This is a genomic window from Rhodococcus maanshanensis NBRC 100610 (genome assembly GCF_001894865.1).
In the GTDB taxonomy this organism is placed as follows: domain Bacteria; phylum Actinomycetota; class Actinomycetes; order Mycobacteriales; family Mycobacteriaceae; genus Rhodococcus_G; species Rhodococcus_G maanshanensis.
On the sequence record NZ_BCXA01000024.1, the window covers coordinates 12,279 to 26,716 of the forward strand.

The 14,438-nt window shown below is 70.0% G+C and carries 13 protein-coding genes; 12 read left to right on the forward strand and 1 reads right to left on the reverse strand.

Annotated features, from left to right (window positions below):
- Positions 1-93 precede the first annotated feature (93 nt).
- From RM1_RS12600 to RM1_RS12610, 3 genes are all read left to right on the forward strand, one after another.
- Positions 94-1,941: a hypothetical protein gene (locus RM1_RS12600; RefSeq protein WP_245816276.1), complete on the forward strand. Its 1,848-nt coding sequence runs from the start codon at positions 94-96 to the stop codon at positions 1,939-1,941.
- Positions 1,942-2,047: 106 nt separating this feature from the next.
- Positions 2,048-2,683 (forward strand): relaxase domain-containing protein, encoded by a 636-nt coding sequence (locus tag RM1_RS12605; RefSeq protein WP_072751676.1) that lies wholly within the window; start codon positions 2,048-2,050, stop codon positions 2,681-2,683.
- Between the two features lie 96 nt (positions 2,684-2,779).
- Positions 2,780-3,736 (forward strand): AraC-like ligand-binding domain-containing protein, encoded by a 957-nt coding sequence (locus RM1_RS12610; protein ID WP_072751677.1) that lies wholly within the window; start codon positions 2,780-2,782, stop codon positions 3,734-3,736.
- A gap of 15 nt (positions 3,737-3,751) precedes the next feature.
- On the opposite strand, the gene RM1_RS12615 is transcribed toward RM1_RS12610, so the two are convergent.
- Entirely contained in the window at positions 3,752-4,840 is a 1,089-nt protein-coding gene (locus RM1_RS12615) for an NAD(P)-binding domain-containing protein (RefSeq protein WP_072751755.1), read from the reverse strand.
- A gap of 39 nt (positions 4,841-4,879) precedes the next feature.
- Here RM1_RS12615 and RM1_RS12620 point away from each other — a divergent pair, with 39 nt between their 5' ends.
- The 9 genes from RM1_RS12620 to RM1_RS12660 all read left to right on the forward strand — a co-directional run bounded on the left by RM1_RS12620 (position 4,880) and on the right by RM1_RS12660 (position 14,415).
- Entirely contained in the window at positions 4,880-5,611 is a 732-nt protein-coding gene (locus RM1_RS12620; RefSeq protein WP_072751678.1) for an enoyl-CoA hydratase, read from the forward strand.
- On the forward strand, positions 5,608-6,726 hold the full coding sequence (locus RM1_RS12625) for an MBL fold metallo-hydrolase (protein ID WP_072751679.1): 1,119 nt from the start codon (positions 5,608-5,610) through the stop codon (positions 6,724-6,726). The genes RM1_RS12620 and RM1_RS12625 overlap by 4 nt, the downstream gene beginning before the upstream one ends.
- Before the next feature lie 44 nt (positions 6,727-6,770).
- The gene (locus tag RM1_RS12630; RefSeq protein ID WP_083576693.1) at positions 6,771-9,263 is read left to right on the forward strand and encodes an HAD-IC family P-type ATPase; all 2,493 of its coding nucleotides are present in this window, start codon (positions 6,771-6,773) and stop codon (positions 9,261-9,263) included.
- An 87-nt stretch (positions 9,264-9,350) separates the two neighbouring features.
- Positions 9,351-9,539, forward strand: coding sequence for an antitoxin (locus RM1_RS12635; protein WP_027500906.1), 189 nt, complete (start codon positions 9,351-9,353; stop codon positions 9,537-9,539).
- A gap of 22 nt (positions 9,540-9,561) precedes the next feature.
- Positions 9,562-9,945: a thiol-disulfide oxidoreductase DCC family protein gene (locus RM1_RS12640; RefSeq protein ID WP_072751680.1), complete on the forward strand. Its 384-nt coding sequence runs from the start codon at positions 9,562-9,564 to the stop codon at positions 9,943-9,945.
- 3 nt (positions 9,946-9,948) lie between these two features.
- Positions 9,949-11,538 carry a Na+/H+ antiporter gene (locus RM1_RS12645; protein WP_072751681.1) on the forward strand — a complete coding sequence of 530 codons (1,590 nt, stop codon included), beginning with the start codon at positions 9,949-9,951 and terminating at the stop codon, positions 11,536-11,538.
- A 32-nt stretch (positions 11,539-11,570) separates the two neighbouring features.
- On the forward strand, positions 11,571-12,797 hold the full coding sequence (locus RM1_RS12650; RefSeq protein ID WP_072751757.1) for a lipase family protein: 1,227 nt from the start codon (positions 11,571-11,573) through the stop codon (positions 12,795-12,797).
- 44 nt (positions 12,798-12,841) lie between these two features.
- On the forward strand, positions 12,842-13,216 hold the full coding sequence (locus RM1_RS12655; RefSeq protein ID WP_072751682.1) for an MmcQ/YjbR family DNA-binding protein: 375 nt from the start codon (positions 12,842-12,844) through the stop codon (positions 13,214-13,216).
- Entirely contained in the window at positions 13,213-14,415 is a 1,203-nt protein-coding gene (locus tag RM1_RS12660; protein ID WP_072751683.1) for a sensor histidine kinase, read from the forward strand. Before RM1_RS12655 ends, RM1_RS12660 begins: the two co-directional genes overlap by 4 nt.
- Positions 14,416-14,438 lie beyond the last annotated feature (23 nt).

Sequence of the window (14,438 nt, forward strand, 5' to 3'; positions counted from 1 at the left end):
GGTCGCACGGGACTCTCGGCAACACCAAGCACTGATCCTAGCCAGCGTCCGCACGACTGCGTGCTCAATACCGGCACTAATGTCGGGGACACCATGCGCGCAGAAACGCTCCCCGCAGACCGGCCCCAGGCTCCGGTCCCGGAGCAGACCGCCGACGGGCGGTCCCGGGTGTCTCGCTGGTGGCCGCTGTCCGGCACCCGGGTCCTGCAGATCGCGTTCGCCCTGATCGGGCTGCAGTTGGTGGTGCGCGGCCTGGTCCTGAGCCGCGGTTATTTCTACTGGGACGACCTGATCCTGACGGGCCGGTCCGGATCCATGTCGCTGCTGTCGCCTCAGTTCCTGTTCTACGACCACGACGGTCACTTCATGCCTGCCGCCTTCCTCGTCGCCGGGATCGCAACCAGGTTGGCGCCGTACAACTGGCTGGTGCCTGCGCTGATTTTGCTCGTGCTCCAGGCGCTGGCGTCGTTGGCCTTGCTGCGACTGCTCCTGCTGATTCTCGGTCGCCGCCCGGCCGTCCTCGTCCCGTTGGTGTTCTACCTCTTCTCGCCGCTGACCCTGCCCGCCTTCGCCTGGTGGGCCGCCGGCCTCAACGCGTTGCCGCTGCAGATCGGTCTCGCCTGGGTGGCGGGGGACGCGATTCGGTTGTGCCGCACCGGCAGTGCGCGCTACGCGATCTCCGGGTTCCTGGTGTTCGCCGCGTCGTTGCAGTTCTTCGAGAAGGCGGTGCTGGTTCCCATGGCGGCCTTCGTCGCGGTCGCGTTGGTCTACCGGGTCGACGGCCGGGCGCGGCCGATTCGCGCGGCGGCCACCAGGGGGGCGCTCCTCTGGGCGCCCACGCTGCTCCTCGCGGTCGTGTGGTCGCTCATTTACCGCCTCACCGTCACGATCGATCTCGCCCGGTACGACCGCGCGTCGGCGACCGAGATGCTCTGGCACGCGACGTCGAAGGGACTGCTGCCGACGCTCTTCGGTGGCCCATGGACCTGGGACCGCTGGCCACCGAGTCCGCCGTGGGCGGACCCGCCCGTGGTGCTCATCGGCGCGAGCGGGGTCCTCGCCGCCGCCGTTGTCGTCGCGACGATCGTCTGGAAGCGCCGGGTCGCGTGGGTTTGGATCGCAGTGGGGGCCTATGTGTTCGCCTCCATCGCGGCGATGGTCGTCACCAGGTCGGGTGCGGATACGACCTTCGAGCTCGGGCAGACGCTGCGCTACCTGACCGACAGCGCCGTCATCATCGCGATCGCGCTGGCCGTCATCCTGCGTGCCCCCGCCCGAACGGCAAGGGCGGGTTCGGGGCGTGGACCGGCGCCGGCGGTGGCACTGCTGTCCGCATTCGTCGCAGGCAGCCTCGTCTCGACCGCGACCTTTGCCGACAGCTGGCGGGACGACACGACGCGTGACTACCTGGCCAACGCGCGGTCCGCGCTCGCGGCGCATCGCGATGTGCCGCTGCTGGAGCAGCCGACCTCGATCTGGGTGCTCCTGCCCGTCGCTCATCCCCACAACCTGGTCAGCCACGTCCTCGGGCCGTTGCCGGATCGCCCCGAGTTCGCGGCTGCCACCCCGGAGCTGCGCATGCTCGACGACGACGGCAGGCTGGTCGACGCGGAGGTGACCTGGGTTCGGACCATCGATCCGGGTCCGGAGCCGGGCTGTGGGCACCGCATCGGAACGGACATCTCCGAGCTGCCGCTCGACGGACCGCTGGCCGGCTGGGAGTGGACCGTTCGGCTGAACTACCTGGCCTCGGCGGACGGTGAGATCACGGCATCGCTCCAGCAGGGGGACCCGGTGACGGTTCCCGTTCGGCGGGGACCGAACAGTGTCTTCGTCCGGCTGACGGGAGGCGGTGGTCTGCTCGAGATCCGCGCGATGGATCCGGACCTGACACTGTGCGTCGGTTCCGGACCCGTTGGTGTGGTGGTGCCGAGTCGGTGATCGGACTGGGTGATCCGCGCATGGGGATTCGACGATTCGCGCACCAGGGTCACAATTGGGTATTCGGTGCGGTCTGAACGCTCGTCCGGATGCCATCATGCCCGCTATGACGTGGGTTATCGCACACGCGGATTCGGTTCCGCCGCTCCAGTGTCCCGACATCTCCCGGCTGCATTGGATCGGGTCGTCAACCGTTGGACCGGAGTTCGTGCACCCGCCCGAGAGGCGCGTCGTGGAGTGGTTGTTCGGGGAGGGCTGTGGCGTGCGGCGCGAGAGCGCGTCGGTGTCGGCGCTCGAGGTGACCTTCACCCCGCCGAGATCGGTTCTCCGCGCGGCATTCGGAGGAAGATTGCGCGACCGCCTGGATGCGGTGCTTGCCGCCCACGAGCACGCGGTCGAGGAGACGTTGGCGACTTGGGAGCGGCACGCGACGGCCGTCAGGTTCGACACCTGTGCGGGAGTCGAGTGGTGTCCCGCTGTGGGTCTGGCCGGGCTGTCGGAGATCGAGATCTGCGTCGAGCGCCAGCTGATCTGCACCCGCTTGCACGTGTCCACCGTGGCGCTGACCCTGGACGACGCCCGGTGGCGCACGCTCGTGGTGGAGCGGTTCCTGGACTGGCAGACGCACGCCTGGTCCCAATACCAGCGCCTGCTCACCTTGGGCGTGCGGCGGTCGCTCGGTTGGGGATTCGAGTTCGCTCCGCTGACGCGAACGCACCAGGTGGTGGCCGACGCGGGCTGATCGACTGCCCGCGGGGTCAGTGCCGTTGCGTTATGGTTCCTACTGAAACTCATGTCGGGGGGCACGGGCGACACGGGGGAAGAATTGAACGATGGCATGGCGACGCTGCAGACCACCGGTCTGACGCAGCGGTTTCATGGCGGGCTTCACATGCGCGGGGCCGACGGGATCGAGATGCTCTCGGGGATCTGCCGATTCAGCGCCGAGCAGCCGTCACAGTTCAGAGCGACCATGGGGTCGACGGACTTCGGGACCATCCGCGTGAATCGGATGAAGTCGACTGCGGTCAGGGGTGTCCGCACGCGGACGCTGCTGGATGACGAGATGGGTGACTATGTCTCGGTGGCGACCATCCGATCGGGCACCGTTGGCGTGGAACAGGATCGGACCTCGGCTCGAGGCGCAGCGGGAGATCTCACATTCGTCGACTTCGGGCGTGAGTTCGAGCTCGACGTGGCCGCAGGCAGCGAGGTCGTCTTCGTCTATCTCCCTCGCCTGCTGCTCACGGAGAGGTCGATCGACACCCGAAGGCTCACCGGCGCCGTCATTCCCGGATCGCCCGTCGGCAGCGCGCTGGCGGGGATGCTGGAGCCGCTCACCCGCCACCACCCGAACACCCTCGCCGAACAGTCGCTGATCGAGCACGCGATCGTGGATCTGGCGCTTGCGGTGATCCAACCATCGGCCGACGAGGAGCCCGCGCCCGAGGAGATGGCCGTCGGCAACCGGGCCCGGGTGTACGACTTCATCGAACGCAATTTCACCGACCCGACGCTCAGCGTCGATCGCGTCGCCGCCGGGATCAACGTCAGCCCCCGCTACCTCCACAAACTCATGGAGGGCGACGGCATCTCGGTCTACGGGATGATCCGCAGGCGGCGGGTCAGGCACGGCATCGACCTGCTCTCGGACCCTGCCGCGGCGCACCTGTCGGTCGGCCAGATCGCGCGCAGGAGCGGGTTCACCGGGTTGAGCCAGTTCGGCCGCGCCGTCAGGGACCTCGCCGGTGAGTCGCCGCGGCAGATCCGGCAACGGGCCGTGGCCTCGGCCTGACGGCGGGGTGTCCCGCTACCGGCCGGTGCCGCCCAGGTGCTCGATCAGCTCCGCCGCGGCCGCCCGCCCGCCGCGGTTCGCCCCGATCGTGCTCGCGGACGGGCCGTACCCGAGCAGGTGGATGCGCGGGTCGGACGCGACCTGCGTGGCCAGCCGCCCGGTCATGGTGATCCCGCCGCCCGGCCCGCGCAGCCGGAGCGGGGCCAGGTGGTCGAGCGAGCTGCGGAAGCCGGTACACCAGAGGATCACGTCGGCGCTGCGTTGCGTGCCGTCCGCCCAGCGCACCCCGTCCGCGGTGATCTCGCTGAACATCGGCAGTCGCGCGAGCGCGCCGCGGGCGCGGGCGGCCCGGATCGCCGGGGTGACCGGCAGCCCGGTCACCGACACCACCGAGCCGGGCGGCAGGCCGCGCCGTACCCGGTCCTCGACCACCGCGACCGCGGCCCTGCCCTCCTCCGCGGTGAACGGTTCCTCCCGGAACTGCGGGACGCTGCGGGTCACCCAGGTGGTGGAGGTGACCAGGGAGATCTCGTCGAGCAGTTGCACGGCGGAGATGCCGCCGCCCACGACGACCACGTGCCGACCCTCGAACTCGGCGGCGTTCTGGTAGTCCCTGGTGTGCAGCTGGCGCCCCTGGAACAGCTCGGCTCCCGGGTAACGCGGGATGAAGGGGCGCTCCCAGGTGCCGGTGGCGTTGATGATCCCGCGGGCGGTGACGGTGCCGGAGTCGGTCTCGAGGGTGAGCAGACCGTCGCCCGCCTGATCGCACACCACCCTGGTGTGCACCGGCCGGTGCACCGGCAGTTCGAAGCGGCGCTCGTACTCGGCGAAGTACCGCGGCACCGCCTCCGCGGCGCGCACCTCGGCGGGCGCGGTGCCGTCCAGGACATCGGTGAACGGCATGCCGGGCAGGTCGTGCACACGATTGACGGTGCTCAATGTCAGTGAGGGCCAACGAAACTGCCACGCGCCGCCGGCGCCGCCTGCGTGGTCGAGGATCATGAATCCGGCATCGGGCTCGAGTCCGAACCGGCGCAGGTAGTAGCCCGCGGACAGGCCTGCCTGCCCGGCGCCGATGACCACGACATCTGACCGTGTCTGCATGGTGGCAACCTCCCGGGTGAGAACGGTACGGTCAATCACATGATCGGGACCAGCCGCGACGGTGATGTGGTGACCATCGAGCTCCAGCGAGAGGAGCGGCGGAACGCTCTGAACACCGAGCAATGCGTGCTCCTGCGCGATGCCGTCGACGAGGCCGTTGCCCTCGGGGCGCGGGCGATCGTGCTGACCGGGCAGGGCTCCTCGTTCTGTGCGGGCGCCGACCTGTCCGGCGACGTGTACGCGGACGGCTTCACCGACACCCTGCTCGAGATGCTGCACACCATCGACGGGGCGCCGATCCCGGTGATCGCGGCGGTGAACGGCCCCGCGGTCGGTGCGGGCACCCAGCTCGCCCTCGCCTCGGACCTGCGGGTCGTCGCCCCCGATGCCCATTTCGCGATCCCCGCCGCCAAGCTCGGCATCTCCGTCGACACCTGGACCGTGAAGCGGCTGGTGTCCCTCGCCGGCGGCGGGCCGGCCCGCACGATGTTGCTCGGAGCCGAGTCGCTGTCCGCCGAGGAGGCGCTGACCGCGGGCCTGGCGAACAAGATCGGTGATCTCGCGGCCGCGCAGGACTGGGCAAAGCGCATCGCGGCGCTGGCCCCGCTGTCGCTGCGGCACCTCAAGATGGTGTTCAACGACGACGGCACCCAGGACGACCCGACTCCCGAACAGCTGAGCGCGCTGCAGGCGGCATGGCGCAGCGAGGACATGGACGAGGCCCGCCAGGCTCGGTGGGAGAAGCGGCAGCCGGAGTTCAAGGGCCGATGAGAATCGGGATCAAGAGCGCCATCGCGGCCGCGGCAGGCCTGGCAGGGGTCGCCGCGCTCGTGCGCGTCGGCACGGATCTGTCCTCGGCGATGGGTGCCTCGACCACGGCGATCGTGCCGCACGCGAAGGGCTCCGCCCGATACCGCGGCAAGCGGTTCCACAACACCGAACCCAGCAGCCAGTTCGTGACCACCGGCCCGAGCATCGTGACCTCGTTCCTCACCCGCGGCCGGCTGGGTCGTCCGCGGAGCCCGATCCCGCTGGCCACCCCGCTCGCACCCGCGCGGCCCGCCGAACTGGCCGTCACCTGGTACGGACACTCCAGCGCGCTGATCGAGATCGACGGGCACCGGGTGCTCACCGACCCCGTCTGGAGCCAGCGGGTCTCGCCCTCCCGGCTGATCGGGCCCGCCCGGCTGCATCCGACCCCGGTCGGGATCGAGGCCCTGCCGCAGATCGATGCCGTCGTCGTCTCGCACGACCACTACGACCACCTCGACAAGACCACCGTAATGGCCCTGGTGCGCACCCAGCGCGCCCCGTTCGTGGTGCCGAAGGGTATCGGGGCGCACCTGCGGCACTGGGGGGTGCCGGACGATCGGATCGTCGAGCTCGACTGGGACGAACAGGCGACGGTCGGTGCACTGACCCTCACCTGCACCGAGGCGCGGCACTTCTCCGGCCGCGGGCTGGTGCGCAATCCGACGCTCTGGTCGTCCTGGGTGATCGCCGGACCGCAGCGGACGGTGTTCTTCGGTGGTGACACTGGTTACACCCCGAGGTTCGCGGAGATCGGCACGCGGCACGGCCCGTTCGACCTGACGCTGCTCCCGGTCGGCGCCTATGACGAGCACTGGCCGGACATCCACATGAACCCGGAGGAGGCGGTCCGGATGCACGCCGATCTCAACCGGGGCGAGCCCGGATCCGGCGTGCTGGTGCCGGTGCACTGGGCCACCTTCAACCTGGCCTTCCATCCGTGGGCGGAGCCGGTGACACGGCTGCTGGCGGCGGCGGGCGAGGTCGACACGAAGGTGAGCGTGCCGATGCCGGGACAGCGGATCGACGTGCTGCGCCCGGCCTCGCAGCGGCAGTGGTGGTTGCGGCTCGCCTGAGCGAGGGGCGGCGGGTGTCCCCGGGTCTGACATAGCCTGGCGGCATGGCCCCCGACGAGAATTCCGGCGACGGTGTGACGGTCGCAACACTGACGGCAGGCGAGGTCGACGTCTCGACCGGATTGACCGCGGCGCAGGTATCGCGCCGGGTGGCGGATGGGCGGACCAATGACGTGCCCGGTCGCGCGAGCCGGTCGGTCAAGGAGATCGTCCGCGCCAATGTGTTCACCCGGATCAACGCGATCCTCGGCGTGCTGCTGATCATCGTGCTGTCCACCGGCTCGGTGATCGACGGCATGTTCGGGCTGCTGATCATCGCGAACAGCGCGATCGGCATCATCCAGGAGGTCAGGGCCAAGCAGACCCTCGACAAATTGGCGATCGTCAGTCAGGCCAAGCCCCAGGTCCGCCGCGACGGCGCTTCGGTGTCGGTGGCACCGAACGAGGTGGTTCTCGACGAGATCATCGAACTGGGCGCGGGCGATCAGATCGTGGTCGACGGCGCCGTGGTCGAGGGCGAGGTCCTCGAGGTCGACGAATCGCTGCTGACCGGCGAGGCCGACCCCGTCCACAAGCGGCCGGGCGAGCAGGTGCTCTCGGGCAGTTTCGTGGTGTCGGGCAGCGGCGCCTACCAGGCCACGAAGGTCGGCAAGGACGCGTACGCGGCGAAGCTGGCGGCGGAGGCGAGCAAGTTCACACTGGTGCATTCCGAACTGCGCAGCGGTGTCGACAAGATCCTCAAGTTCATCACGTACCTGATGATCCCGGCGGGTCTGCTGATCATCTACAACCAGTTGTTCGTCAGCGAGCAGAATCTGGGCTCGGCGCTGAACGGCATGGTCGCGGCGCTGGTCCCGATGGTTCCGGAGGGTCTGGTGCTGATGACCTCGCTGGCCTTCGCGGTCGGCGTTGTCCGGCTCGGGCGCAGGCAGTGCCTGGTTCAGGAACTGCCCGCGATCGAGGGGCTCGCCCGAGTCGACGTGGTGTGCGCCGACAAGACCGGCACGCTGACCGAGAACGGGATGCGGTTGTCGGAGTTGCGTTCTCTCGACGGGGACGATGCCTCGGCCCGCGACGCGCTCGCGGCGATGGCGGGGAGCGATCCCCGTCCGAACGCGAGCATGCTCGCGATCGCGGAGTCCTGTGACGGCGATCCCGGCTGGACCAGTACGGCCATCGCGCCGTTCACCTCCGCCAAGAAGTGGAGCGGTATCTCATACGGCGACAACGGGAACTGGGTACTCGGCGCCCCGGACGTGCTGCTCGACCCCGAGACCGACACCGCCCGTGAGGCCGAGGAGATCGGCGCGAAGGGCCTGCGCGTGCTCATGCTCGGCAGCAGCGACCTGCCCGTGGACGACGGCGCGGCACCGGGTCAGGTGACGCCGAGGGCGCTGGTGGTGCTCGAGCAGCGGGTGCGGCCCGACGCCAGGGAGACCCTCGAGTACTTCGCCGATCAGCACGTCCAGGTCAAGGTGATCTCCGGGGACAATGCGGTTTCGGTTGGCGCGGTTGCCGGTTCGCTCGGTTTGCCCGGCGGTGACCGTCCGGTCGACGCGAGGGAACTCCCTACCGAGCGGGAGGCGCTGGCCGACACCCTGGACACGGCAACCACCTTCGGCCGGGTGCGGCCGGATCAGAAGCGCGAGATGGTGGGAGCGCTGCAGTCGCGCGGCCACACGGTGGCGATGACCGGCGACGGCGTCAACGACGTGCTCGCTCTCAAGGACGCCGACATCGGGGTGTCGATGGGCTCGGGCAGCCCCGCGACCAGGGCGGTTGCCCAGATCGTGCTGCTGGACAACAAGTTCGCCACGCTGCCGTACGTGGTCGGCGAGGGGCGCCGGGTGATCGGCAACATCGAGCGCGTCTCGAACCTGTTCCTCACCAAGACCGTGTACTCGGTGTTGCTGGCGTTGCTCGTCGGGCTTTCGGGGGTGCTCTCGCAGTTCTTCCACTTCGAGCCGATGCCGTACCCGTTCCTGCCGCGGCACGTCACGATCGCGGCCTGGTTCACGATCGGCATCCCGGCGTTCATCCTGTCGCTTGCGCCGAACAACGAGCGGGCACGCAGCGGGTTCGTCCCGCGGGTGATGCGGTTCGCGGTCCCGTCCGGCCTCGTCATCGGCGTCGCAACGTTCGTGGCCTACGCCCTGGTGTACGCGGGTCCGGAGGCCACCGAGACGCAGCGGGTGCAGGCTGGAACCACCGCCCTGATCACCCTGATCATGATCGCGCTGTGGGTGCTGGCCATCGTGGCGCGGCCGTACACGTGGTGGAAGGTGCTGCTGATCGCCGGGTCGGTCGGCGGATATCTCATCCTGTTCGGGCTGCCCTTCACCCGCGAGTTCTTCAAGCTCGACCCGTCGAACATCGGGGCCACCACCACCGCGCTCGTCTGTGGCGCGGTCGGCATCGTGCTGGTCGAGGTGTCGTGGTGGATCTCCGGTGCGATCCACGGCGAGCAGCGGCGGCTGTTCGCGCAGCCGGATGTCGGCGGCGTGACCGGCGCGGATGACCGGGATCCGGTGGCGTGACCACTGGATGTCTGTGAGACTGGGGACGAAGCGGGGCAACGCCCCGGCGACCCAAGGTGCCCGCTCGGCACCGGAGGAGGACACGCTATGAGCTTCATGGACACCCTCAAGGGACTGTTCGGCAAGGGCAAGCAGGCCGCCGCCCAACACTCCGACAAGATCGAGGACGCCGTCGACAAGGCGGGCGACTTCATCGACCAGAAGACCGGCGGCAAGTACGCGCAGCACGTCGACAAGGCCCAGGATGCGGCCAAGAAGATCATCCCGAACGAGTAGCCGAGCCCACCCAGGAGCCGCAATGCCCGATCCTTCCCCGTACACGGTGGAGCTGCTGTTCGATCGGGATTGCGGCTTCTGCGTCCGTAGCGCGGAGTTCCTCGGCCGCATCGACCGCCGCGGCCGGGTCAGTACGTTCGCGCTGCAGCAGCGCGGCGCACCGGAGCGGTTCGGCGTTGACACCGATGCCGCGCTCGAGCAGGCGTGGGCGGTGGACTCGCGCGGCGACCGGTACGCGGGTGCGGGCGCCATCAATGCCGCGCTCTCGGGGGTGCTCGGCACCCGAATCCCGTTGTTCGTCTACCGGATCTGGGGTATTCGGCAACTCCAGGACCGCCTGTACAGCTGGGTGGCGGCCAACAGGCACCGTCTGCCGGGTAAGGGTGGAAGCTGCGCGATAGACTAGCCGATGACCCTCACCTGGCTGTTCCTCGTCGTGATCGTGGCCCTGGCCGTGACGGGGTTCGCCAAGCGGTTCGACCTCCAGGTCCCGCTCGTGCTGGTCGCCATCGGGGGCGCCGCCTCCTTCATTCCCGGTCTCCCGCGCCTGGACCTCTCGCCGGAGCTGATGCTCGGCGTCGTGCTGCCGCCGCTGCTGTACTCGGCGGCACTCGACTTCTCCTTCAGCACCTTTCGGCGAAATCTCGCCCCGATACTGCGGCTCGGCATCGGCATGGTGGTCGTCACCACCTTCGCCGTCGGATGGTTCGCCAACTGGTTGGTGCCGGAGCTCACCCTTGGAGCCGCGCTCGTTCTCGGCGCCGTGGTGGCGCCCCCGGACGCCGTCGCGGCCGTCGCGGTTGGCCGGAAGCTGGGTCTGCCGCGTCGCATGATGGCCATTCTCAAGGGCGAGTCCCTGGTCAACGATGCTGCGGCGCTGACCCTGTTCGCCCTTGCGACCGCGGCGGTCACCGGCAGGAAGATCGCGATCGGGTCGCCGGTGCTGTACTTCCTCTACGAGGTCGTGGGCGGAGTTCTTGTCGGCCTTGCCCTTTCGATTGCCGTCCGGTTCGTCCGCGCGCGGATCGAGGACTCGCCGATGGAGACCGTGCTGGGGCTGTTGCTGCCTTTCGCCGCGTACTTCGCGGCCGAGGAGATCCACGCCTCCGGCGTGCTCGCCGTCGTCACGGCGGGGTTCGTCCTCGGACGCGACATCGGGGACGAGTCCGTCTCGACGCGGCTGCAGGAGAGTGCGGTGTGGCCGACGATCGACCTGGTGATGGAGACCTTCGTCTTCGCCTACATGGGTTTGCAGCTGAGGTTCGTGATCGAGGACGTACGCGACGAGGGGCTGCCCGTTCATCACATCTTCGCGTACGGGTTGGCGGTCCTCGCCCTGGTGATCCTGATCCGCCCCGCGTGGATCTTCGCCACCCAGGCCAGGAGTGAGGGCTGGCGCCAGAACCTGGTGATCTCCTGGGCGGGGATGCGCGGCGTCGTCACCCTCGCCGCCGCGTCAGGCGTGCCACTGACGACCCTGGCGGGCGACCCGTTTCCCGGCCGCGGCGTCATCGTGGCGATCGCCTTCACGGTGGCGGTGGGGACACTGTTGATCCAGGGCCTGACGCTGCCGCTGCTGATCCGGCGGCTCGACGTGGCCGATCCCGATGAGGAGCAGCGACTCGGCGAGCAGATGGCACTCGCGCGGCGGATCTCCCACGATGCGGCCGCGCAGTCCCTCGAGGAAGCGCTGCGGGATCCGCCCGCCGGGTTGCCGACCGCGGAGCTGTCGGCGCTCGTCGAGCGGGTCAGGAAGGTGTCCGAGGCCAGGGCGAACATGGATCGCGCCGAGGAGGTCAGCGAATACGAGGCAAAGGCGCTGCGGGCGAACGCGGTCTTCAACCGGCTGCGGCGTGGGGTTCTCCAGGATCAGCGGGCGGCGCTGATCGCGGCCAGGAACGCGGGTGAACTCGACGACGAGGTGTTGCGGGACGTGCTCGACGGGCTCGACATCGAAGAGGTGGCGGCCGAGTCGAGGGTGCGGCGGTCGCGGTGGTGAGCACCCCGGCGCGGCTCGGGCACAATCGGATCGTGATCCGGACCAGAGCGATTCTCGCCGCGATCGCGTGTGCCGCGCTCGCCGCAGGCTGCTCCGACGCCCCCGCCGAGTCCGCGCGCGACGCCGTGACCCCGACCGCGGACGCGGCCGCCGCGGTCACGGCGGCCCCGGCACCGGTCGGCGACGAGCGAGGGGCGCTGATCGGGGACCAGTCGCTCGCCGAGACCGCGGCGGTCAGCCCGAACGGGCCGGTCACCGCCCGCAAGCTCGTCTACCGCTCCACCTCGGGCCTGGACGGCAGTGGAACCGAGGTGTCCGGCACGGTCTTCGTCCCGCCGGGCGCCGCGCCGGACGGCGGGTGGCCGATCGTCTCGGTCGGGCACGGCACCACCGGCGTCACCGACGAGTGTGCGCCCTCGCAGTACCCCGACCTGCTCGGGGCCGTCGGTATGGTCACCGCACTGCTCGAGCAGGGCTACGTCGTCGTCGCCTCCGACTATCAGGGGCTCGGCACGCCGGGTCCGCACCCGTACTTGGAGCCGAAGTCCGCCGCCCACAACCTGATCGACGGGGTCAGGGCGGCGCGGGCCGCGGTGCCGAACACCTCGAACCGCTGGGCGGCGCTGGGCCTCTCGCAGGGCGGACAGGCATCCTGGTCCGCGGCCGAACACGCGGCCGGATACGGCGACGGGCTCGAGTTCGTCGGCGCGGCACACCTGTCCCCGGCGGCGGACCTGTCGCACATCGCCGACGACCTCGGCGGAATCTCGCTGACGCTGCCACAGCAGATCTTCCTGCCGATGCTGCTCGCCGGCAGCGAGGCGCAGCACGCGGGCCTCGATCCGGCGAGCTACATCCGGGGCGCGCTTGCGGACAGTCGCGAGGCCTTGATGGCGTGCGGCCCGCAGGCGGCCGAGCGGAAATGGGATGCGGCGGTGCGGATCACCCGGGCGGACAGTCTTCCGCTGACCAGTGCCGACACCGATCGGATGCGGGCATGGCTGGAGCGGATCGCATTGCCGCAGCAACGCACCGAGGCGCCGATGCTGGTGGTGGTCGGGGAATCCGACGACCTGATCCCCGCGGACTGGACCAGGGTGGCGGTGACGAAGGCCTGTGCGCTGGGCGACGTGATCGCGCTGGAGTCGCGGCCGGGCGAGGGGCACGCCGATGCGCGGGCCAACCCGGGGGCGGTGGCCTGGATCGCGGACCGGTTCGCGGGGGTGCCCGCGCCGAACACCTGTCCCGGTACCCCGTGAGCGTCTCGCGGTCGGCGACCGCCCGGCTGTCGTAGCGTCTACACATGACCGCGACCAGCCCGATCGACCGACTCCGTGAGCTGTGCCTGCGGATGCCGGAGGCGACGGAGCGGATCAGTCACGGCGAACCGGCCTGGTTCGTCCGCAAGGCCCCGCAGTTCGCGACCCTGGCCGATCACCATCACGACGACCGGCTGGCCTTCTGGGCGGCGGCGCCTGCCGGGGCGCAGTCCGATTGGGTGGCCCGTGACCCGGAGCGCTTCTTCGTGCCGCCGTACGTGGGTGGGCGTGGCTGGATCGGGGTGTACCTCGACCGTCCGCAGGACTGGGACGACATCGCGGACATCGTCGAGGACGCGTACCGCACGGTCGCCCCGCGCAAGCTGCTCGCCCTGCTCGACGAGGGTCGGGACCGGTGACCGGCACCACCGCCGCGGTTCTCCTGGTCATCGTCGCCGCGGCCCTCGCGCTCGGCGCGTGGTGGCTGCGCAGCCGCAGGACGCTCACCACGCCCGCGGAGCGGGCCGTGCACGCCACTCTGCACACGGCCGCCCTCGCGGCGAAACCGCTGCGCCGCGGCCTCGACACCACGTCCGCGGCCGAGGCCGCCCCGCATCTGCAGGCGCTGATCGGTGCCGATGCGGTCGCGCTGGCATCCGCGGACGGTGTGCTGCTGGCCTGGAACGGACCGCACGCGGACCTGGCCGAGCGGTTCCTGGCGGTCGGGCTCCGGGCGGTTACCGGTGAGCGACGGGTGCTGGTCGAATCGGCCGAGCTCGGCAAGCCCGAGGTCGGGGCGTTGATCGCCCAACCGCTGCTCATCGAGGATTCCGGGGTCGTCGGCGTGTTGGGCGTGGTGACCGCGGGGGAGCCGGGCCCCGGCCTGCTCGGGGCGATCACGGAGGTCGCCCGGTACGCGTGCAGCCAGATCGAGCTGGCCGAACTCGACGCGTCAAGGGTGCGACTGGACCGGGCCGAGGTGCGCGCCCTGCGCGCTCAGATCAGCCCGCACTTCATCTACAACGCGCTCAACACGGTGGCGTCCTTCGTCCGGACCGATCCGGACCGGGCCAGGGAGCTGATCCTCGAGTTCGCCGACTTCACCCGGTACTCGTTCCGGTCCGCGGGCGAGTACACCCTGCTGGCCGACGAACTGCGCAACATCGACCGGTACCTGACCCTCGAGCGGGCCCGGTTCGGCAAGGACCTCGAGGTGCGCCTGCAGGTCGCGCCCGAGGTGCTGGGCGTCGTGCTGCCGTTCCTTGCGCTGCAACCCCTGGTGGAAAACGCAGTGCGGCACGGGATCTCGAACAAGCCGGAGGGCGGAACGGTGAGCATCGTCGCGGCGGACGAGGGCACCGACTGCGTCATCAGCGTGGAGGACGACGGCGTCGGGATGGATCCCGAACTGTTGCGCTCTGGTTCGCTGGACGCGGTCGAGTCCGGCGGCGACCGGCCGAGCGCCAGGGAATCCGCCCACGTCGGCCTGGCGAACGTGGACGACCGACTGCGTGCCGCGTTCGGGAACGACTACGGGCTGGTGGTGGAGACGGCGCCGGGTGCGGGCACCAAGGTGAGCATGCGGGTGCCGAAGTTCCGTCCGGGAATCCGGGCCTGAGCGTGACGGCGGGAGGGTTCACC